At 37.7% G+C, this 20,954-nt stretch carries 17 protein-coding genes and 5 tRNA genes; 20 read left to right on the forward strand and 2 right to left on the reverse strand.

Annotation, left to right across the window (positions count from 1 at the left end; genetic code table 11):
* The first annotated feature begins 119 nt into the window (after window positions 1-119).
* Both HMPREF9083_RS04640 and HMPREF9083_RS04645 read left to right on the forward strand, forming a co-directional pair.
* On the forward strand, window positions 120-1,370 hold the full coding sequence (locus HMPREF9083_RS04640; protein ID WP_155800631.1) for an aminotransferase class I/II-fold pyridoxal phosphate-dependent enzyme: 1,251 nt from the start codon (window positions 120-122) through the stop codon (window positions 1,368-1,370).
* Window positions 1,371-1,386: 16 nt separating this feature from the next.
* Window positions 1,387-2,907 carry an alanine/glycine:cation symporter family protein gene (locus HMPREF9083_RS04645; RefSeq protein ID WP_007556247.1) on the forward strand — a complete coding sequence of 507 codons (1,521 nt, stop codon included), beginning with the start codon at window positions 1,387-1,389 and terminating at the stop codon, window positions 2,905-2,907.
* Window positions 2,908-3,236: 329 nt separating this feature from the next.
* On the opposite strand, the gene nifJ is transcribed toward HMPREF9083_RS04645, so the two are convergent.
* A complete protein-coding gene (nifJ, locus tag HMPREF9083_RS04650; protein WP_256998192.1) occupies window positions 3,237-6,842 on the reverse strand; it encodes a pyruvate:ferredoxin (flavodoxin) oxidoreductase in 3,606 nt (1,201 codons plus the stop codon).
* A 247-nt stretch (window positions 6,843-7,089) separates the two neighbouring features.
* Between nifJ and HMPREF9083_RS04655 the strand changes: the two genes are divergently transcribed.
* The 6 genes from HMPREF9083_RS04655 to HMPREF9083_RS04680 all read left to right on the forward strand — a co-directional run bounded on the left by HMPREF9083_RS04655 (window position 7,090) and on the right by HMPREF9083_RS04680 (window position 12,518).
* Window positions 7,090-8,016, forward strand: coding sequence for a LysR family transcriptional regulator (locus HMPREF9083_RS04655; RefSeq protein ID WP_007556249.1), 927 nt, complete (start codon window positions 7,090-7,092; stop codon window positions 8,014-8,016).
* Window positions 8,017-8,022: 6 nt separating this feature from the next.
* On the forward strand, window positions 8,023-8,298 hold the full coding sequence (locus tag HMPREF9083_RS04660; protein WP_007556250.1) for a hypothetical protein: 276 nt from the start codon (window positions 8,023-8,025) through the stop codon (window positions 8,296-8,298).
* Between the two features lie 206 nt (window positions 8,299-8,504).
* Window positions 8,505-9,335 carry a diadenylate cyclase CdaA gene (gene cdaA, locus HMPREF9083_RS04665; RefSeq protein WP_035062696.1) on the forward strand — a complete coding sequence of 277 codons (831 nt, stop codon included), beginning with the start codon at window positions 8,505-8,507 and terminating at the stop codon, window positions 9,333-9,335.
* On the forward strand, window positions 9,332-10,252 hold the full coding sequence (locus HMPREF9083_RS04670) for a CdaR family protein (protein ID WP_007556252.1): 921 nt from the start codon (window positions 9,332-9,334) through the stop codon (window positions 10,250-10,252). The genes cdaA and HMPREF9083_RS04670 overlap by 4 nt, the downstream gene beginning before the upstream one ends.
* A 77-nt stretch (window positions 10,253-10,329) precedes the next feature.
* The gene (gene glmM, locus HMPREF9083_RS04675) at window positions 10,330-11,679 is read left to right on the forward strand and encodes a phosphoglucosamine mutase (protein WP_007556253.1); all 1,350 of its coding nucleotides are present in this window, start codon (window positions 10,330-10,332) and stop codon (window positions 11,677-11,679) included.
* Between the two features lie 47 nt (window positions 11,680-11,726).
* Complete coding sequence (locus tag HMPREF9083_RS04680; protein ID WP_007556254.1) at window positions 11,727-12,518, forward strand: carbon-nitrogen family hydrolase; 792 nt, start codon at window positions 11,727-11,729, stop codon at window positions 12,516-12,518.
* Window positions 12,519-12,707: 189 nt separating this feature from the next.
* Here the strand turns inward: HMPREF9083_RS04680 and HMPREF9083_RS04685 are convergent, their stop codons facing one another.
* Window positions 12,708-13,973: a M18 family aminopeptidase gene (locus tag HMPREF9083_RS04685; protein WP_007556255.1), complete on the reverse strand. Its 1,266-nt coding sequence runs from the start codon at window positions 13,971-13,973 to the stop codon at window positions 12,708-12,710.
* Window positions 13,974-14,054: 81 nt separating this feature from the next.
* Here HMPREF9083_RS04685 and truA point away from each other — a divergent pair, with 81 nt between their 5' ends.
* The 12 genes from truA to HMPREF9083_RS04745 all read left to right on the forward strand — a co-directional run bounded on the left by truA (window position 14,055) and on the right by HMPREF9083_RS04745 (window position 20,642).
* Window positions 14,055-14,789, forward strand: a complete 735-nt coding sequence (gene truA, locus HMPREF9083_RS04690) for a tRNA pseudouridine(38-40) synthase TruA (RefSeq protein WP_007556256.1) — start codon at window positions 14,055-14,057, stop codon at window positions 14,787-14,789.
* Window positions 14,790-14,839: 50 nt separating this feature from the next.
* Window positions 14,840-15,649, forward strand: a complete 810-nt coding sequence (locus tag HMPREF9083_RS04695; RefSeq protein WP_007556257.1) for a Cof-type HAD-IIB family hydrolase — start codon at window positions 14,840-14,842, stop codon at window positions 15,647-15,649.
* Window position 15,650: 1 nt separating this feature from the next.
* Window positions 15,651-16,550: an RNase adapter RapZ gene (rapZ, locus tag HMPREF9083_RS04700; protein ID WP_007556258.1), complete on the forward strand. Its 900-nt coding sequence runs from the start codon at window positions 15,651-15,653 to the stop codon at window positions 16,548-16,550.
* A complete protein-coding gene (gene yvcK / locus HMPREF9083_RS04705) occupies window positions 16,547-17,881 on the forward strand; it encodes a uridine diphosphate-N-acetylglucosamine-binding protein YvcK (RefSeq protein WP_007556260.1) in 1,335 nt (444 codons plus the stop codon). Before rapZ ends, yvcK begins: the two co-directional genes overlap by 4 nt.
* Window positions 17,881-18,822: a DNA-binding protein WhiA gene (gene whiA / locus HMPREF9083_RS04710; protein ID WP_007556261.1), complete on the forward strand. Its 942-nt coding sequence runs from the start codon at window positions 17,881-17,883 to the stop codon at window positions 18,820-18,822. Before yvcK ends, whiA begins: the two co-directional genes overlap by 1 nt.
* Window positions 18,812-19,846: a hypothetical protein gene (locus HMPREF9083_RS04715; protein WP_035062857.1), complete on the forward strand. Its 1,035-nt coding sequence runs from the start codon at window positions 18,812-18,814 to the stop codon at window positions 19,844-19,846. Before whiA ends, HMPREF9083_RS04715 begins: the two co-directional genes overlap by 11 nt.
* 10 nt (window positions 19,847-19,856) lie before the next feature.
* Window positions 19,857-20,087 carry a DUF951 domain-containing protein gene (locus HMPREF9083_RS04720; RefSeq protein WP_007554044.1) on the forward strand — a complete coding sequence of 77 codons (231 nt, stop codon included), beginning with the start codon at window positions 19,857-19,859 and terminating at the stop codon, window positions 20,085-20,087.
* 136 nt (window positions 20,088-20,223) lie between these two features.
* Window positions 20,224-20,299 (forward strand) — tRNA-Thr (locus HMPREF9083_RS04725).
* A gap of 3 nt (window positions 20,300-20,302) precedes the next feature.
* Window positions 20,303-20,387 (forward strand) — tRNA-Tyr (locus tag HMPREF9083_RS04730).
* Window positions 20,388-20,392: 5 nt separating this feature from the next.
* Window positions 20,393-20,468: transfer RNA gene (locus HMPREF9083_RS04735), tRNA-Met, on the forward strand.
* Window positions 20,469-20,488: 20 nt separating this feature from the next.
* Window positions 20,489-20,564: transfer RNA gene (locus HMPREF9083_RS04740), tRNA-Thr, on the forward strand.
* A 1-nt stretch (window position 20,565) separates the two neighbouring features.
* Window positions 20,566-20,642 (forward strand) — tRNA-Met (locus tag HMPREF9083_RS04745).
* Window positions 20,643-20,954 lie beyond the last annotated feature (312 nt).

Here is a 20,954-nt window from a genome sequence, read left to right on the forward strand (position 1 = left end):
ATGTTATCGTTATTTTCGGCAAAAATGCGTGTAAAAAAACTCTTTTGTCAACGTTGAACGGTAATCTTTGTAATGATAAAATATTAATGACTTTTGATAGTTATATGGAGGGTGAAATTATGTACAGCATGGCAGCATCACATGCACGCGGAAAACGTGCCGACGACAATATTTTTGCGGCAAACGGAAGGGCTATAGCACTTGCAGATCGCATCGGAAAAGATAAAGTAATAAACGGTACTGTAGGTTCACTTCTTGATGATGAAGGTAATTTGGTAGTTTATAGAGGTGTACAAGAAGCATATAAATCACTTTCACCGAAAGAATTTGCAGCATATGCACCGATATCAGGCTATGATAAATTTAAAAAATTTGCCGTTGAACAATGTTTCGGAAAACATCGTCCGAGCGGATATGTAGGAGTTTGTGCAATTCCCGGAGGATCAGGAGCGTTAAGGCAGGTTGTATATAATTATGCCGAAAGCGGAGATGATGTACTCATAACCGATTGGCATTGGACAGCTTATGACGGATTTATAAAAATTGCAGGACGTAATGTACGTACTTTCAAATTTTTGAATGATAAAGGTGTATTCAATGCCGAAGATTTCCAAAGAAATGTACATGAAATACTTGAAAAACAAGACAGTATAGTAATTATATTGAACGGAATTGCAAATAATCCTACCGGCTACAGTATGACAGTCGAAGAATGGCAAAAAGCGGTAGATATTTTAAAAAAAGAAGTGCGTGAAAACGGGAAACGTGCTATCATAGAGGCTGACGTTGCATACATGGACTATGCCGGAGAGTACGAAAAGACTCGTGAATTTTTTAAAGTTTTCGACAAACTTCCGAAAAATATACTTTTTGTTTGTGCATACAGTTTATCAAAGAGTTTTACAATGTACGGACAAAGAGCCGGTGCAATGATTGCAATAAGTCAGGAAAAAAGTGTTATTGACGAGTTTATGGCGGCACTGCAATATTCAAGTAGAGGAACATGGTCAAATTGCAACAGCAGCGGTATGAATATGCTTGTACATATTTGTGAAAACGAAGAACTTTTGAAAGATATTGAAAAAGAAAGACAAGTATATGTAACAAAGCTGAATCAAAGAGCGGGTGTATTTACAAAAGAAGCCGATAAAGTCGGACTTAAGTATGTACCGTACGTATCCGGATTTTTTATTACAGTTCCCGTAGAAAGATCATCGGAAATATGTGCAACACTTGAAAAGGAAAATATATTTTTGGTACCGATGAAGAACGGAGTTCGTGTAGCCGTTTGTTCGGTATCTGAAAAGAAAATGCACGGGCTTGCCTTGAAACTTGTTGAAACTATGAAAAAACTAGGTATAAATCAATAGTTGGTAAGGAGTATTTATGCAAGGTATATTTGCAACGATAAATGCAGTATTGTCATTTGTAACACCGGTATCGGATTTCTTTTGGGATTTTCCGAAAATGTTCGATTTTTGGAAAGCGATACCGTTGATAGGAGAATTCTCACTTGCAGTAATTGTACTTGTAGGCAGCGGTATATATTTCACATTCCGTTTAGGTTTCATACAAGTAAGAAAATTCAAGCATGGTGTGCATGTACTTGGCGAGAAAAGAAAAATATATAAAGGTATATCACCTTTGGCGGCATTTTTCCTAAGCACGGCAATGCGTGTAGGACCGGGTAATATGATAGGTGTAACCGGTGCTATAGCCGCCGGCGGTCCGGGAGCTTTGTTTTGGATGTGGGTGTCGGCATTTTTCGGAATGGCGACGGCATATGTAGAATGTACGCTCGCACAAATTTTCAAAGAAAAAAGAGGAGACGAATTCGTAGGCGGACTTCCCTTTTATGCACGAAAAATTTGCAACAATAAAGTGTGGGTAGGTACACTTCTGTCGTCAATCTATATTTTTTATGCATTGATGTGTTTACCTGCACAAGGACTCAATGTAGTAACTTCTATCGGTGCGATGGCAAATATAGTAACCGGAATTCAAATACCGGTACAATCTGCATTTTTCTACGTAGTATCCGTACTTTTAATTATCGTGACTGCAATAGTTGCTTTCGGCGGTATAAAACGTGTAGTACGTGCAAGCAACAGATTTGTACCTGTAATGTCGATAATTTATGTACTTACAGTATTACTTCTTATCGTGACAAATTTGAACAGCATACCGTATTTCTTTAAAGCGGTATTTGAAGGAGCGTTTACACCGGATGCACTTTTCGGAGGAGCTTTCGGTACCGTGCTTATGCAGGGCGTAAAACGTGGGCTTATGTCGAACGAAGCCGGTCAAGGTACAATAACCATGCCGGCGGCAGCTGCAGAGGCAAAACATCCCGGTGAACAGGGAATTATTTCTGCATTGGGAGTATTTCTCGATACACATGTGATTTGTACAATGACAGGTTTTATTATAGTCATGGCACATCAATGGGCAGGAAACGGTGCAGCATGGAAAGATGCAGGAACATACGGTAAATTCCTTCTTTCGATGCACTCGCTCACACCGTCGGGAATGGAAAATTTTATAATGTTTTTAGTATCGCTTTGCTTCTGTCTTTTTGCACTTACATGTGTAATAGGATTTATTACATTTTCGGAAATTGCGGCAAACAGAATAAGCAGTTCAAAAGGGTTTATAAACGGTATACGTATACTTGCACTTTTCGTAGCTGCATTCGGTATAGCATGCAGTATAGCGGGATATGACCTCTCAAATCTCTGGGCGTTCTCGGATTTAGGAAATATTATTATCGTGTACTGTAACGTTCCGATACTCTACATGGGATTTAAGTATGTGTTGAAAGCGACAAAACAATATACCGAAAACGAGAATGAAAAATTTACGGGAGAAATAATAGGAATGGATCTTCCCGTATGGAAAAAAGATTGATATATTTTTCTTAAAATAAAGTAAAAACAAACTGTTTTGATAAAAGGAAACAGTTGTTTACTACAATAAACAAAAAAGATAAATATAAGAATAAAAACACACATAGTTGCAACTATGTGTGTTTTTAATTGCTTGTAATGCGGATAAAGAGTAAATGTAACCGGTTGTTCACAGAACAATGTTTAAATCGGTTTAAATAGAGATTTATTCATAAAAATTAAAAGTCGAATATATGAAATATTATATTTCTCAAGGCTATACATTAATTCAAATTGCCGAAAAACTTAATATAAAAAATCCTCGGAGTAATAAGTTCCGAGGATTTATTTTTACGCTCTTGGAGCGTTTTCTTGTTGTGTTTGCATTGCTGCTTGCATTTTTGCTTTTTCCGCTTCGGCTTTTGCTTTTGCTTCTTTGATTTCAAGGTCGAATGCTTTTTGCATACGTACATAGCTGCGTCTTCTGTCTTTTGCATCTTGTTCGGTTTTTGCAAAAAGTTCTTCGGCTTCTTTCGGGAAGAGTTTTTGAAGACTTGAGTATCTTACTTCTCCCAAGAGGAATTCACGGAAGTTTCCTTTCGGTTCACGACTGTCGAGTTTGAAAGGATTTTTTCCTTGTTCAAGAAGTTGAGGATTGTATCTCCAATTGCACCAGTAGCCGCAGTTTACCGCATCTTTTTGTTCTTGTGATGCGTGTCCCATTCCGGAGCGTATTCCGTGGCTTATACATGGTGAGTATGCAATTATGAGTGACGGACCAGGGTAGGATTCCGCTTCATGTATTGCACGTATTGCTTGGTTCATATCCGCACCGAGTGCGATTTGCGCTACATAGATGTATCCGTAGGATACCGCCATCATTCCCAAATCTTTTTTCTTGGTACGTTTTCCTGATGCCGCAAATTTTGCAATTGCCGCCGACGGTGTAGATTTTGATGATTGTCCGCCGGTGTTTGAGTATACTTCGGTGTCGAGTACAAGTACATTTATATCTTCTCCGGATGAAAGTACATGGTCAAGTCCTCCGAATCCGATATCATATGCCCAACCGTCACCGCCGAATATCCATTGACTCTTTTTGATGAAGTGTTCTTTGAGTGCAAGTATTTCTTTGTACTCAGGGTGTAAATCTACTGCGTTTTTGAGTGCGAGTTCAAGTTTTTCGGCACGATCTCTTGTACCGTCACCGAGGTCTTTTTTGTCGAGCCATTCTTGAATAGCGCTGCGTGTATTTTCGTCCGATGTTTCGAGGACTTCGTTTAATTTACGTGTGACACGTTCTCTCAACTTTATTTCTGCAAGGTGCATACCGTATCCGAATTCCGCATTGTCTTCGAAGAGCGAGTTTGCCCATGCCGGTCCTTGTCCGCCGGAGTTTGTTGTATAGGGGATTGACGGGCAGCTTGCACCGTATATGGATGAACATCCTGTCGCATTCGTTATTGTCATGCGATCTCCGTACAGTTGTGTTACCAAGTGTACGTACGGTGTTTCTCCGCAACCTGCACAAGCTCCTGAAAATTCGAAGTATGTAGGTTCGAATTGAGATCCGCGAACGGTAAATTTGTTCATCGGATTTTCTTTACGCGGTAATTTTATTGCATAATCCCAGTATTTCTGTTTGTGCAATTGTGTTTCTATCGGTTTCATCACCAATGCTTTTTTCGGTGCCGGACATGTATTTGCACAGATATTGCATCCGTAGCAGTCTTCCGGATCTACAACGATGCAGAACTTCAATCCCTTTTTCGGTCCCGCCAATTCTCTTACAATCATACCTTCCGGAGCTTTTACCGCTTCGTCTTCCGAGAGTATGAAAGGACGAATAGTCGCATGCGGACATACGAATGCACATTGATTGCATTGTATGCAATTTTCCGGAATCCATTCAGGTACATTTATTGCCGCTGTAGGTTTTTCGTACTTTGTCGTGCCTACGGGGAATGTTCCGTCTTCCATTCCTTTGAAACTTGAAACGGGAAGATCGTCACCTTGTTGTTTGTTTATTACATCACAGAAATTTGAAATAAATTCTGGACGTGAAGGACGTGCAATCGAACCGCCGGTTGTTGCATGCAGCCATTCTTCGGGTATGTCTATTTTTGTATAACTTGTAGCACCCAGTTCAACTGCTTTGTAGTTCATATCTACGACATGTTGGCCTTTTCGTCCGTAAGATTTTTCAATTGCTTTTTTCAAGTAGCTTATAGCATCTTCTGTCGGAATGATATTTGTAAGGTTGAAGAATGCCGATTGCATAATCATGTTTATTCTTCCGCCGAGTCCGATTTTCTTTGCTATTTCAAAAGCGTCTATTATGTAAAACTGTGCATCGAGTGCTGCAAGTTTACGTTTCAGAGTTGCAGGTAATGCACGATTCAAATCTTCTTTGCGCCAACGGCAATTAAGCAGGAAAATACCGCCTTTATTAAGTCCTCTGAGTAAATCGTACTTGTATACATAAGACGGTCTGTGACAAGCGATATAGTTTGCATGACTGATCAAGTACGGTTTGCGTATGGGATTCGGGCCGAAACGCAAGTGAGAAATAGTAACTCCGCCGGATTTTTTCGAGTCGTATGAAAAATATCCTTGTGCATACATGTCTGTATGATCGCCGATAATTTTTATTGCATTTTTATTTGCACCTACCGTACCGTCCGAACCGAATCCCCAGAATTTACATGAAATTGCAGATTCGTCCGATTCTTTTATCGGAACGGGAGCAAGCGATAAATTTGTTACATCGTCTTTTATTCCCAATGTGAAATTATGACGAGGATTTTCATCTTCCAAATGTTTATAAACTGCCGCTATATCTTCTGCGATTACGTCTTTTGAACCTAATCCGTAACGTCCTCCGCAAATTTTTGCACTTCTGTTTCCGGATGCAAAAGCACTTTGTACATCAAGGTACAAAGGTTCTCCTATTGCACCGGGTTCACGTGTGCGATCCAATACGGCAACTTTTTTTACCGTTTCCGGTATTTCCTTTAAAAAGTGTTCTACCGAGAAAGGACGGAAAAGATGTACATTTAAAACTCCGACCTTTTCTCCCTGTGAATTAAGCACGTCGCAAACTTCTTTGCATACGTCGGTGACGGATCCCATTGCGATAATAATGCGGTCTGCGTCCTTTGCACCGTAGTAATTGAATAATTTGTAATCTTTACCGGTGAGTTCATTTATTTTGTCCATGTAAGATTGCACGATTTCAGGCAATGCATTATAAAAAGGATTTGCCGCTTCACAATGTTGGAAATATACATCCGGATTTTGTGCAGTTCCACGTACAACCGGTTTGTTAGGACTCATAGCATTGTTTTTGAAATTTTCAAGAGCTTTTTTGTCTATAAGAGGTTCAAGTTCATCGTATTCCAAAACTTCAATTTTTTGAATTTCATGACTCGTACGGAAACCGTCAAAAAAGTTAATAAAAGGCATACGTCCCTTTATTGCGGATAAATGTGCAACTGCAGATAAATCCATTACTTCTTGAACTCCGCTTTCAGCGAGAATTGCACATCCCGTAGCACGTGCCGCCATGACGTCTTGATGATCGCCGAAAATTGAAAGTGCATGATTTGCCAAAGCACGTGCAGCTATGTGAAAAACACCCGGCAAAAGTTCGCCCGCTACTTTGTACATTGTAGGAAGCATAAGCATCATACCTTGTGATGCTGTATAAGTAGATGTCAATGCACCGCTTTGAAGCGAACCGTGGAAAGCACCTGCGGCACCGCCTTCAGATTGCAATTCCACTACATGTACAGTATCACCGAAAATATTTTTCTTTCCGTGAGCCGCCCATTCGTCTACCATTTCAGCCATCGGAGAAGACGGCGTAATCGGATAAATAGCTGCTACTTCCGTAAATGCGTAAGAAATATATGCTGCAGCAGTATTTCCGTCCATGGTTTTAGTTTTTCTCACAATACCACTCCTCCGTTTAAATCTTGCAAGAATTTTTAAAATTTTGTACAATGAATGTATGAGTAAATAGCATAAGTATAAGGAGTTTGATTTATACATGCATTTTCAATACATTTATTGAAAAAACACATTACAACTAATTATAGAATAAACTCAATGTTAAGACAAGAAAGCATATTATTTTTAGATAATACTATCATTTTATGTATCATACAAAGTCGAAGAATATTATCAAATTGGAGGAAATATTATGGACTATCGGCACTTGAAGTATTTTATGGAAGTCGCAGAACAAAAAAGCTTCAGCAAAGCCGCAAGAAATTTGCACATTTCACAATCAGCCATAAGTCGTATGATAAAGTCGCTTGAAGATGAACTCGGAGTGACACTTTTCATACGAAATGCAAAAACTGTAGAAATTACTACGCCGGGGACAATTTTTTTGAATTATGCGAAACGTTGTTTATTTGTTTTCGAACATTTGAAATCGGATTTTGAAAATGAATTCAACATGAAACACGATACAATAGAAATCGGATTGCCACCCATAACAAATGCAAACGTATTTGCAAAACTTTTGGGAGAATTTAAACAGGAATATCCTCAAATTTCGATAAAATTGTATGAACACGGTTCAAAGATGATAGAGTCGTCCGTACAGGAAGGTGTAATAGACGTAGGAATTATTTGTACAATACCGAACAAAGAATTTGAATCTTTCTTCCTTTCCGAAGATGATATGTACGTAATGATGCCTAAGGGATACCCTCTTGAAGAGCATGAAGAAGTTCCGATGAAACTTTTGGCTGATTATCCTTTGGTTTTGTATCGTGACGACTTCAATCTTCATGACGATATACTCTTAAATTGTAAAAAAATAGGATTTTCACCGAAAGTCGTATTTGAAACAAGTCAGCGTGAACTTATGATACAAACTGTAGCGGCAGGTTTGGGAGTTGCAATACTTCCGAAAAGACTTTGTCCGAGAAACAGATACAAGGATAAAATAGCAATTCGTCCTATGACCGAACCGAAAATGACGCATCACTTGTATGCTATATGGAAAAAAGGTCGCTATCTGTCAAGAGCTGCAAGGCAGTGGATAGAATTCACAAAACGTCACCTTTCTTTGTTGAATGAGGATGAAACGCCGGAAAGTGATCATACAGAAGAATAAAGAAAAATGAAATATATCAAAAACAATTTATTGCAAATAATTACTTTTGTATTATTTGCAATTGTGATATGGCAGCAATACCAAATTTCAGATTTACAGGAACGTATGATGAATATAGAGTCTGTAAAATATGATAATCAACTGAATGATATAAGGTGGGAAGCCGAAACGGCATTGTCGGAGAATAAAGAACAAAAGAAAGATATAAGAGCTTTGCAAAAGCAAACTTCTGAAAATCGTTTCAATTTATTGAAATTGAGTTGGGATTTTTACAGGAAATAAAAATCGTTTATTGAAAATCTCTTGCTTTTCGAGATGAAAATCGAATCGCGAGAGATTTTTTTACAGTTTTGAAAAATTGCAAGTTGTAAATTTTGTAAAAAAAGAAATGCACAGTTTAAAAGCTTTTGTAAGCGAATATGTATTTTATGTGCAAAGGCAATGTTTACGTGATACAATGAAAATAAATTATTTTATGGAGAATGAAGATGTCTATATTTCAGCAACTTTCATTGGCATATTACGGTATAGGTATATGGGATGTAGTAGACATATTGGTCGTTGCATTTTTCTTTTATCGTATATATGCATTAATTAAGAATACTCGTGCTACGGCACTTTTAAAAGGTTTACTTTTTTTAGGATTTTTGTCACTTTTGTCCGGAAGTTTGCAACTTCATGTTGTAAATTGGATTTTGGAAAAATTGATGACAGTCTTGATTGTCGCATTGCCGGTGGTTTTTCAACCGGAATTAAGACGTGCATTGGAACAAATCGGAAGAGGTAAGCTTTATATTTCTTCTCAAGTTATGAATGAAACCGATTGGGAATCGGTAATTGATGATGTTGTTGAAGCTTCCGAGATTATGGCTGAAAAGAGAATCGGTGCTTTGATTGTTTTTGAATGCAGCGTAGGTCTTGACGACTATATAGACTCTGGAATTCGTGTGGACGGACTGGTTTCAAAAGAACTTTTAGGAAATATTTTTATTGTAAATACACCTTTGCATGACGGAGCGGTTATTATTCGTGAAGGAAGAATTATGGCGGCAGGTTGTCTTTTGCCGCTCACAAGAGATCGTTCTTTGTCATCGGAAATGGGTACAAGACATCGTGCGGCTATCGGTTTATCCGAACAGGCGGATTGCGTAGTCGTAGTTGTAAGTGAAGAAACGGGAATTATTTCCTATGCATATGGAGGACATATATATCGTCATATGGACTCCGAGTCGCTTAGAAACAGGTTGCGTACATTTTTGTTGCAAAAGAAGAACAGAAGTGTAGGCAATATTTTACAGAAATGGAGCCCGCTTAAATGAAGTTTACCAAGTTACAGTGGTGGTTACCCAAGTTGCTGTGTCTTATAGCGGCATTTGCATTTTGGGTTTATGTAATAAATGAACAAAATCCTATTGTCGAAGAAACATTTCAAGTTCCGATAGAAGTTCATAATCTGGATCGTTCTCTTGTTGCTACAAATTTACCTAAGACGGTGAAGGTGAAAGTAAAGCTCAACAGGAAAGAAATGATTAATTTGCGTAGCGATAAAATAAAAGCTTATGTGGATTTACAAGGACTTTCGAATGGAGTTTATCAGCATATACCGGTTCATGCATCGGTACCCGGCAGCGATCCGGCCGTTTCGATAAGTCCTGAATATATTGATGTGGAAATAGATACTTATGCGGTAAAAACTTTACCTATTACAGTTGAATTTTTCGGTAAATCTCCACAGAATTTCGGTGTGAAATTGGATAAGGTCACTCCGGAATACATAACCGTGGCGGGAAGCAGCGCAAGTATAGCAAAAGCGGATCGTGCGGTAGTTTCGGTAAAAACCGACGGAAAGAAAAAAGATTTTTCCGAGTATGACAGTATAAATGTACTTGATCAATCAGGAAGTACGGTCACCGGTATAGATATAATGCCTACTCAAGTAAAGGTAAATGTCAAGGTGACGGAAGCAGCAAAGACTGAAATGCTGAATGTAAAGCCTCAAGTCATCGGTACTCCCATGAAAGGGTATCATGTAGGGCGAATTTCAATAGATACTCCGGTTGTAAGTGTAAGAGGGCCTTACAGTTTGTTTGATGAGAAAAGTTCACTTTCAACCGAAAGTGTGGATGTAAGCGGAGCTACCGAAGATGTAACGAGAACGGTTTCCATAGAAACACCGGATGATACGACAGTTTCACCGAGTACGGTTAATGTGACTGTCGAGATAAAGAAAGAGTAATTTGTAAAATATTTGCGAATTTATGTTAAAAGAGTTATTATTGGAAAGTTCAGATAATAATTTTTGGGGGAAGGAAAATGGTTAAATTATTTGGTACCGACGGTGTACGAGGTGTAGTAAATTCTTCATTGATGCCGGAATTGGCATATCAATTGGGTCGTGCGGCAGGTGCTTATTTTTGCAAACGGGAAGGCAGACATAAGTTTTTAATCGGTATGGATACACGAATTTCGGGTACTATGCTTATGGCATCTCTTGCTTCGGGATTGTGTTCATCCGGTGTAGATGTTGATATTGCAGGTGTAATTCCTACACCGGCGATAGCTTATTTGACTCGTGTGGAAGGATACGATGCAGGTGTTGTTATTTCGGCATCTCATAATCCTTTTCGTGATAACGGAATAAAATTTTTCGACAAAAACGGATATAAATTGCCGGACAGTATGGAAAATGAAATTGAAGATATACTTCGTCACAACGAACTTATTCCGAGACCTTTGGGTGCCGATGTAGGTGTTATAAGACAGCGTACCGAATTGGCTGAAAAGTATCGTAAGTATGTGGCATCTACCGCATTCCAAGATTTGAAAGGAATGAAGATAGTTACCGACTCGGCAAACGGTGCGGCAAGTAAATTCATGCCTGAAATTCTTCGTGTATTAGGTGTGGATGTAGTGGCACTCTCTTGTGAACCGGATGGTGTGAATATCAATGAAAATTGCGGCTCAACACATATTGAAGCATTGCAAAAACGTGTAGTTGAAGAAGGTGCAATTTGCGGTATAGCAAATGATGGAGATGCAGATCGTTGTCTTTTGGTAGATGAAGAAGGTAATGTGTTGGACGGAGATCATATTATGCTCATAAACGCATTGCATATGAAAGAAAAAAATCAATTGAAAGACAATATGGTAGTCGGAACCGTAATGAGTAATTTAGGATTCGGAAAAGCTTTGAAAGAACATGGCTGCAAGACTGTATCAACACGTGTAGGAGATCGCTATGTGCTTGAAGAAATGAGAAAACATGATTATTCATTGGGCGGAGAACAATCCGGACATATTATTTTCCCTCAGTTCAATACAACGGGAGACGGATTGATTACGGCAGTTCAAACAATGTGCGTATTGAAAGAAAGCGGTAAAAAATTATCTGATTTACGTAAACTTATGACAACATATCCGCAAGTTTTGAAAAATGTTGAAGTATACAGTAAAAACGGTTGGGAAAACAACGAACTTATACAAAATTCGATAGCTTCGGCAGAAGAAGAATTGAATGGAGAAGGACGTATATTGGTACGTGCATCCGGAACGGAGCCGCTCATAAGAGTAATGGGTGAAGGTAAGGATTTGGACCAATTGCAAAGAATAATAGATGACATAGCATCGGTTGTGGAACAAGAACTCGGTGTGGAAGGAAATTAAATGAACCTGCCTTTAGGCAGGTTTTTTTAAGTTTTCAGGAGACGGATATGATATATAGAATTGCTTTATTACAAATGAATGTTGTCATGTCGGATTTTAAAACAAATTTCGACAAAGCAAAACATCTTATAGAAAAAGCGGCACAACAAAAAGTAGATATTGTCGTACTGCCTGAAATGTGGAATGTTGGATTTTTTCCTAAAGAAAAATTGCATAATTTGGCTGATTATCAGGGGCAACACACACTTGATCTGTTAACACAATTGGCGAAAAAACATCAAGTACATATAATCGGAGGAACGGTTGCGGTTACTGACGGAAAATATTTATACAATAGAGCTTACTGTATCAATCGCAGCGGAGAATGTGCGGCGGTTTACGATAAAATACATAGATTCAGTCCTTCCGGTGAACACAAACAATTTGAAAGAGGTAAAAATCCGGTATCTTTTACTTTGGGAAATTTACGTGCAGGTATCGCTACTTGTTACGACATACGCTTTCCCGAATTAATTCGAAAACTGGCATTGCAACATATCGACATACTGTTCGTTGTTGCCGCATGGCCAAATTTAAGAAAAAATCATTGGAATATACTTAATCGTGCAAGAGCAATTGAAAATCAAATCTTCGTATGTGCCGTCAATCAAGTAGGCAAAAGCGGAGAAAATATATTGGCGGGGAACTCCATGTTGTTGGATCCTTTGGGAAATTATATTGCACAAGGAACGCAACAAGAAGAAATCATTATAGGAAATATTGACACCGATCAATTAAATACCGTCAGACAATTAATACCGGTCTATGAAGACAGAGTAAAAGGTATTGATACGTTGTAAAGAACAAGTAACGGAAAAATTCAATAAGCGGTGAAAACGAAAATAAATATCTAGGTCGGTTGTAAATCGTAAAATCGCTATGATGTAAGAACGACATTAATTAAGAAGCAAATGTTTTTATTGAAATATTTGCATTTTAAAAGACTATGCAGAAGAGTAATCTTTGTGCGTAGTCTTTTTTATTTTCCCTTATTCGAAAAATGCACTTATTGCTTTAACGAGGTAATCGGTATCTTTTACACCTGCAGTCTCATATGCGGAATGCATTGCAATTTGCGGAAGTCCTATATCTACAGACGGGATGGCAACCTGTGTATTTGAAATATTTCCAAGTGTTGCACCGCCGGCAATGTTGCTGTTGTTTGTAAATATTTGTGTCGGAATATTGTTTTCCATACATAAATTTTTAAATATTGCGGATGAAAATCCCGTTGTGCAATATCTTTGTTGTGCGTTGTATTTTATTATAATGCCCTTATTCAATTCGGGACGGTTTATCGGATCCGCTACATCCATTCTGCTCGGATGTATTGCATGTCCGTTATCTGCGGAAATCATGAAACTTCTTGCCGTCATTGCCATAGACTCATCGTAAGAAAGTCCCAAAGAGTTTGCTATACGTGTCAGTACATTGTACAAAAATGTAGAGCCTGCACCTTGTGCGGTTGTACTTCCGACCTCTTCATTGTCGTAGAGAGTATAAACACTTATGTGTTTTTCTTTTTTTCCTGTTGTAAAACCGCGGAAAGTTGCAAATGCACACTGTAAATCATCCAATTTGGGAGCAGAAATAAATTCATCTTCACTTCCCCAAATAATTCCCGGAACTCTGCAATAAAGAAATAAATCGTGACTTAATATTTGATTTTTATTTACTTTTGCAGTTTCCGCTACAAGATCCATAAAAGATTTTTTTGAATTTGAAAGTCCATACAACGGAAGCATATCGTTTTGCACCTTCAATGCCTGACCTTGATTAAGATTTCTGTTCATATGAATTGCCAAGGAAGGAATTGTAAGAATTGTTTTTTCTATATTCACAAGTTTCGGAACTACATATCCGTTATGCGAAACGAGAACTCTTCCCGCAACGGAAAGAGGACGATCCATCCATGACTGCATATTCATGCCGCCATAAGATTCCACATTTAAACGTGTGTAATATTTATCTTTGATTTCAGGATTTTCCTTTACCTTAAACGTAGGAGAATCGCAATGAGCGACAGTTATATGAAATGATTTTGCATTTTCATTCGGAACGGAAAATGCAATCAATGCGGTACCGCCTCGAGTGACTACGTAATTATTTCCCTTTTCGATTTTCCATGAATCTTCTTCACGAAGTTCTATGAACCCGTTATAAATAAGTGCCGTTTTCATACTGTTGGAAACATGAAACGGAGAGGGAGATTTGTCTATAAAATGTAATAAATCTTTTGCTATATCCATGTACATAATCAATTCACCTTTTTCAGTATTAAAAGAGTTTAAAATCGTCTATAATTATAACATGAGAAAAAATCGGAGTGTGAACTTATGAATTACAAAATGATTATTGAATATGACGGAACACGTTATGAAGGTTGGCAAAAACAAAAACATAGCGATGAAACGTTGCAAGGTAAAATTGAAAAAGCTTTTGAAAAAGTTACAGGTGAAAATGTACAAATCATAGGTGCCGGACGAACCGATTCCGGCGTTCATGCAAAAGGTCAAGTCGCAAATGTACATTTACCGTATGATTTGAATGCGGAAAACTTGAAAAATGAATTGAATGAAATTCTTCCCGATGATATTTATATAAAACAATGCATTGAAGTTGAAGAAAAATTTCATTCGAGATTTCATGCAAAAAGTAAAATTTACGAATATAATTTGCGTATAGGAAGTAATAAAGATGTATTTCAGAAGCGTTTCATATGGCAATTTGCAAAACCTCTTTGTATTGAAAAGATGAAACGGGCGGCGGAAATATTGCAAGGTACTCATGACTTTACGGCATTTTGCAACAATAAACATTTTAAAAAATCCGCAGTAAGAACCGTGTACTCCATAGAAATATCGACTTCAAACGACATATTGCACTTGCGTTTTTGCGGTGACGGATTTTTGCAAGGTATGATACGTATTATGGTAGGAACTTTGGTTGAAGTCGGAGAAAACAAGCGAGATGCGGATTCGTTATACGACGTTTTGAAATCGAAACAACGAAGTAATGCAGGCTTTACCGCACCGCCGCAAGGACTTACTCTTATAAGTGTTCAATACTGAAATAAATGCGTGATATAATGAATTAAATCGGTATAAGTTGAGGTGAATTTATGAAAAACATTCGTTTAATAGCAATTGATTTGGACGGAACATTACTTCGTGATGATATTTCCGTATCGGATTATACAAAAAGAGTTTTATCTAAAGTGAGAGAAAAAGGTGTTCATATTGTAATTGCAACGGGAAGAATGTTTTGTTCCGCACGTGAATGGGGGAAAGCTATAGGTATAGGAGATGTACCCCTGTGTGCATATACCGGTTCAATGGTAGGACTTTGTGAAAGCGGAAAAATAATTTCGGACCAACGTATGGATTTAAACGTTGCGAGAGATATTTTAAATGAAGGAAAAGAAAATAATTGGTACATGCAATCATATATTGACGACAAAGTTTATGTACCTTTCAGAGATGAACGTACCGATCACTATGAGCGTATTTGTAATATACGGGCACATGTAATCGGAGATGATTTTTGGACACCTGAAAAAGCACCGACAAAGGTACTTTTTTATGACAATGATTTATCGGTAATGGAAAAAATCCGAAAACTTGTAGGTAAAAAATTTGAAAAAGTTGCCGGAAGTGTTATTTCTCAACCGAATTATTTCGAATTCAATAAAAAAGGTGTATCCAAAGGAAACGCTATTACAAAATTATGTAATGAGCGTAATATACCGCTGGACAGTGTAATGACTTTCGGAAATGCACAAAACGACATTTCAATGTTTGAATTGTCACCATGGTCGTTTGCAGTTGAAAATGCATCGGAAGTTGCAAAAGCATCTGCAAGATTTACAACACTTTCAAACAATCAAGACGGAGTTGCACATGCGATAGAAAAGTACGTATTGGAGGCATAATATGGAAGAATTTCACTTTGTAGTAATAACCGGTATGAGCGGTGCCGGAAAAACGAATTTCATGCAAAAACTTGAAGATATAGGATATTATTGTGTAGATAATTTACCGCCCGTACTTATAGCACGTTTTGCGGAATTATGTTGGAAAAGTAATGCCAATATGCACTATGTGGCTGTAGTTACGGATATTCGAGGCGGATCGTTTTTTGATGCACTTCCTCAAGCTTTGGACGAACTGACAAATCGTGGAATACCTCATGAAGTAGTATTTTTGGAAGCATCGGATGAAGCATTGGTACGAAGATACATGGAAACAAGACGTGTGCATCCTCTTGCAAAAAATATGCGTATACAAGAAGGTATACGTGAGGAAAGAAAGGTTTTGGCCGGTATACGTGCACAAGCCGATACGATTGTAGATACAACAAATATGAAGACATCCGAACTGACAAAGTACCTCAAAAACAGATTCGGAATAAATTCCGGACGAAAAGAAATGCAAATAACGGTCTTTTCCTTCGGATTTAAATACGGAATACCTATAGATGCGGATATGGTTATAGATGTACGATGTCTGCCCAATCCTTTTTATATAGACAAGTTCAAGTACTGGACCGGAAGAGTAAAAGAAGTTGCAGACTATATAGACTCCTCACAAGTGACGAAAGATTTCAAAAAGCATCTTTTTGATTTCATGTCATTTATGGCGGATCAATTTGAAAAATCCGGAAAAGCTCAATTCACGGTAGCGATAGGGTGCACAGGAGGTATGCACAGATCCGTATACATCACTGAAGAACTCGGAAAATTTTTGAAAAAAAGTCATACCGGTGTAAATATAGAGCATAGAGATCTTCATAAAAACAAAATTGAACATGATGTTGCAGAGGAAAATTTATGAAAGAAATAATGAGATGGATGTCACCCGGACTTCAAATAAAACGTTGGATGATTTTGTTTTCAACAGGCCTTATTATATTGATTTTCGGTGCGACATTAATAATAAACTACCAACTTTTCGGTGCATTGGAAGATGAAGTTCTATATCTTTTGTATGTGTGGACGGGAAGTTATAACTATTTCTTCCTTGTAGGTACGGGTATATTACTTGCAATTTTAGGTATATACATAATGTATGTATCTGTTCGTAAAATGGTGAAGCGTTTTTTACAACTTCTTGTACCGGATCAAAAAGAATTATCCAAAAAGTTAATAAGCAAAGTTGAACTTGCAAAGGGAGTACACGTAGTTGCGATAGGCGGAGGACACGGATTATCGATGTTGCTTCGCGGAATGAAAAAAAGAACATCCAATTTATCTGCAATAGTAACGGTTGCAGATGACGGAGGTTCATCCGGACGACTTAGAGAAGAAATGGATATAATAGCCCCCGGAGATTTAAGAAATTGCCTTGTAGCAATGGCGGAAAAAGAATCCGTACTTGAACAACTCTTCCAGTACAGATTCGGAGGAAATGGAGAACTTTCCGGACACAGTTTGGGAAATTTATTTTTGGCAGCACTTATAAAAGAATTCGGAAGTGTACAATTTGCACTTGAAGCTGCAAGTAAAGTATTGAATATACGCGGTAAAGTAATGCCTGCGACACCTGAGAAAATAAAATTGCGTGCACTCATGGCGGACGGAAAAATTGTGGAAGGTGAAACCGAAATTGCGGAATATCCTGCAAGAATAAAGAAAATAACTACAATTCCGGAAAATCCTATAGCGGTAGGAGCGGCATTGGAAGCCATACGTAAAGCGGATATAATTACACTTGGTCCCGGAAGTCTTTATACGAGCGTTCTTCCGAATTTGGCTGTGGGAGAAATAATGCAAGCAATAAAGGAAAGTAAGGCGCCTTGCATATACATATGTAATGTAATGACACAATCGGGAGAAACCGAAGGATACACTGTAAGCGATCACGTGCAGGCATTATATGAGCATATAGGAAAAAAAATTATAGATTGCGTACTTATAAACAATGCTTTACCCTCCGAAGAAAATATAGAAAAATATGCAATTTCAAATTCGAAACCCGTAGAAATAGATGAAGAAAAATTGATAGAAAAGGGCATACAATTCGTAGCTTGCGATTTAATCGGAAAATCAAAAGGTGCAGTGCATGATATGGATATACTTGCAGACAAAATTATCAGCATAGGAAATCTTTTAAATTCAAATATAAAACCCGAACTTTTAACGGAATATTTGCGGAGGAAAGATTAATGTCGTTTACCGAAAAAGTAAAAAATGAACTTGCACACTTGGTGCGTGAAGATAAAAAATCACGTAAAGCCGAACTGCTCTCACTTTTGAGAATAGGCGGTTCATTTGTTACGGGAATGTACGGAAGCAGCGGACTGGAATTTTCTACAGGAAACAACGCAGTTGCAAGACGAGTGCTTGTTACACTGAAAAAAGATTTCGGACTCAATCCCTCGGCAATGGTACGACAAGGAAGAAAACTTCGTAAGAAAAATATGTACACATTAGTAGTACAACCATCAAAAGAAGGTATGAAATTCATAGAAGAATTGAATTTGCATCCGATGAAACCCGTAGAAGATGCCTCCATGCTGAAAACTCAAGAAGAAAAAAGAGCATACCTGGCAGGTGCGTTTTTGGGCGGAGGAACCGTAAATCGTCCTCAAGGCGATTATCACCTTGAAATAGTCACACAGTCATCGGCATTTGCAAAAGAAATAATAAAAATTATGAACAGTTTCGATTTAAACGGGAAACTGACAGACAGAAAAAGCGATTACATAGTGTACATAAAAGAAGGTGACGGAGTAAGCGGATTTATTCAAATAATAGGAGCATCTCAAAGCTACTTGGATTTCGAAAGCGTAAGAGTTGTAAAAGATATGCGAAATCGTATAAACAGACAAGTAAATTGTGAGACTGCAAATTTACAAAAAACTGTAGATGCATCCGTAAGACAAATGGAAAATATAAAAAAATTATTGAGATACAAACCGATACTGGCGTTATCACCGGAAATAAGAAAGACCTGTGAAATTCGAGTAGCATACCCGAACGCATCAATGAAAGAACTTGCAGAAATGTGCCACATATCGAAATCCGGAATGGCACACAGATTCGGTCGAATTGCAAGTATGGTAAAAAGATTTGAAGAAAAAGAAAAGAAAAAATATGAAAAATAAAATAACGGCAATAATAATTACAATTATGTCTTTGATGTTTTCTGTAAATGCTTTTGCAGAAACGGCATTAATAGATAAAAACTATGAACCTCTTAAGATGAAAACCGTAAAACAAGAAGGTAAACTTCTTTTTTCCGACTCTCCTGAATACCTTGAAGAATTCGGAATAGTTGCAAAAGCGAAAATAAAAGGAAACGGGAAAATTTATTACTACCATGTAAACGATAAATATGTACCCGGAATAATTGCGATATTTGCGCAAGGTAAAGCAAATCAAAAAACGGAAATAAAACGCATAGTAAAAGGAGATGCGAGTGTAGACTATATAACAACGGGAAAAACACTTTCGGAACGTCTTGCAAACGGAGAAGGAAAGCGTAAAAAAGAAATTGTACTTGCAAATAAAGAAAAAACAATACTTGAAGATACAATTGAATACGTAAAACCCGAATACCTCGTGTCGGGAATGGTTGACGTATACAGTAAAGATGAAATAACTTACGGAGTGGTATTTCTTCCTAAAATCGGGAAAATCGAAAATTCACTGAAAAACGCAAAAGAAATAGCGGTAGATAAACATGAAATGAGAGGAACTTTTTCATCCGACATATACCTTGAAAATGAAAAACCTTGGAACATATCTAACTGGCCTGCAGAAATAAAAATCGGTGACGGCAAAAGAGATGTATTTTTACAAGGTATGGATGAAATAGATAAAGTGAAACGTGAAAATACCGGAAATTTCGGAGTAACATACCATATAAATATTCACAGCAAAGGAGAAGGCAAGTACAGCGTATACTTGAATCCTCAAGGCGGAGTTTATATGGGAATAATTGAAATCGGACAAGGATATGTATATTATCCGTACAATACGGAAATAAGAAACGACATGTTCGGACATAATACAATTTATGATTATATGAATATGGGGATATGGGAAGCCGGAAAAGATTTGAAAATAAGATTAACACCGCCAGGTGCATCAAATCTTCCTATACGTTTACTTCTCATACCGCAATAACGGAGGAACTATGAAATTTATAAAATTTTGTGTAGGCGATATAGTACAAATGAAAAAGAAGCATCCGTGCGGATCGGATAATTGGGAGGTTTTGCAACTCGGAAGCGACATGAGAGTCCGGTGTAAAGGTTGTGAACATATAACTTTGGTAAATCGTCCCAAATTCATGAAAAATGTAAAAAAAGTTTTAAATAGAGATATAACTATAGATATAGGAATACAAACAAGAAAAGATATTTAAAAAAATAATCAAACATCTAGACAGTAAAAAATTTAAATGATATAATTGTGAAGTGTGATAGGGGATTGAACACCAATCACAAAAAGCTGTTGACAAAATGTACCGAAGTGTGTATAATATCATTTGTCACTTGCGTGCTGGCGTAGCTCAGTTGGTAGAGCAGCTGATTTGTAATCAGCAGGTCGTAGGTTCAAGTCCTATTGCCAGCTCCATATGGACAGATTCCCGAGCGGTCAAAGGGAGCAGACTGTAAATCTGCCGGCATCGCCTTCGTAGGTTCGAATCCTACTCTGTCCACCAAATATCGCGGGGTGGAGCAGTTGGTAGCTCGTCGGGCTCATAACCCGAAGGTCGTAGGTTCAAGTCCTACCCCCGCAACCATTTTTTTATCCCTTAATCATGCTGATATAGCTCAGTCGGTAGAGCGTATCCTTGGTAAGGATAAGGTCACCAGTTCAATCCTGGTTATCAGCTCCATGGCGGCTTAGCTCAGCTGGCTAGAGCAAGCGGTTCATACCCGCTGTGTCCGGAGTTCGAATCTCTGAGTCGCCACCAAAAGACTAAGATCCTTGCCAAGGGTCTTTTTTATTTTTAAAGTTTTATATACTGAAATTACGCAGTTGAATAAAACTGCGTTTTGTTTTTATATTTTAAAATTGTAAATATTATTTAAGATAAAAGTGAAGATTTTATTTATAATGATTTTGTCTTGTAAAAGCAATGAAAAAATGCAATATGAGAAATAAAAACTTAAAAATAAATTTTATATGGAAAAATGAAATCATAGCGGCTATAATGCTTGTAGAATACAGTTTTAAAATGTATAATAGTGATGAAATTGATTCTTTTTTTTGACGGAGGAAAAAG

Source organism: Dialister micraerophilus DSM 19965 (assembly GCF_000194985.1).
Taxonomy (GTDB): Bacteria; Bacillota; Negativicutes; order Veillonellales; family Dialisteraceae; genus Dialister; species Dialister micraerophilus.

Coding starts and splice junctions, on each gene's coding strand:
- HMPREF9083_RS04680 (WP_007556254.1), top strand. CDS start 11,727: ATGATATATAGAATTGCTTTATTACAAATGAATGTTGTCATGTCGGAT.
- HMPREF9083_RS04640 (WP_155800631.1), top strand. CDS start 120: ATGTACAGCATGGCAGCATCACATGCACGCGGAAAACGTGCCGACGAC.
- whiA (WP_007556261.1), top strand. CDS start 17,881: ATGTCGTTTACCGAAAAAGTAAAAAATGAACTTGCACACTTGGTGCGT.
- HMPREF9083_RS04660 (WP_007556250.1), top strand. CDS start 8,023: ATGAAATATATCAAAAACAATTTATTGCAAATAATTACTTTTGTATTA.
- HMPREF9083_RS04670 (WP_007556252.1), top strand. CDS start 9,332: ATGAAGTTTACCAAGTTACAGTGGTGGTTACCCAAGTTGCTGTGTCTT.
- yvcK (WP_007556260.1), top strand. CDS start 16,547: ATGAAAGAAATAATGAGATGGATGTCACCCGGACTTCAAATAAAACGT.
- HMPREF9083_RS04695 (WP_007556257.1), top strand. CDS start 14,840: ATGAAAAACATTCGTTTAATAGCAATTGATTTGGACGGAACATTACTT.
- rapZ (WP_007556258.1), top strand. CDS start 15,651: ATGGAAGAATTTCACTTTGTAGTAATAACCGGTATGAGCGGTGCCGGA.
- HMPREF9083_RS04720 (WP_007554044.1), top strand. CDS start 19,857: ATGAAATTTATAAAATTTTGTGTAGGCGATATAGTACAAATGAAAAAG.
- HMPREF9083_RS04655 (WP_007556249.1), top strand. CDS start 7,090: ATGGACTATCGGCACTTGAAGTATTTTATGGAAGTCGCAGAACAAAAA.
- cdaA (WP_035062696.1), top strand. CDS start 8,505: ATGTCTATATTTCAGCAACTTTCATTGGCATATTACGGTATAGGTATA.
- truA (WP_007556256.1), top strand. CDS start 14,055: ATGAATTACAAAATGATTATTGAATATGACGGAACACGTTATGAAGGT.
- HMPREF9083_RS04645 (WP_007556247.1), top strand. CDS start 1,387: ATGCAAGGTATATTTGCAACGATAAATGCAGTATTGTCATTTGTAACA.
- HMPREF9083_RS04715 (WP_035062857.1), top strand. CDS start 18,812: ATGAAAAATAAAATAACGGCAATAATAATTACAATTATGTCTTTGATG.
- glmM (WP_007556253.1), top strand. CDS start 10,330: ATGGTTAAATTATTTGGTACCGACGGTGTACGAGGTGTAGTAAATTCT.
- HMPREF9083_RS04685 (WP_007556255.1), bottom strand. CDS start 13,973: ATGTACATGGATATAGCAAAAGATTTATTACATTTTATAGACAAATCT.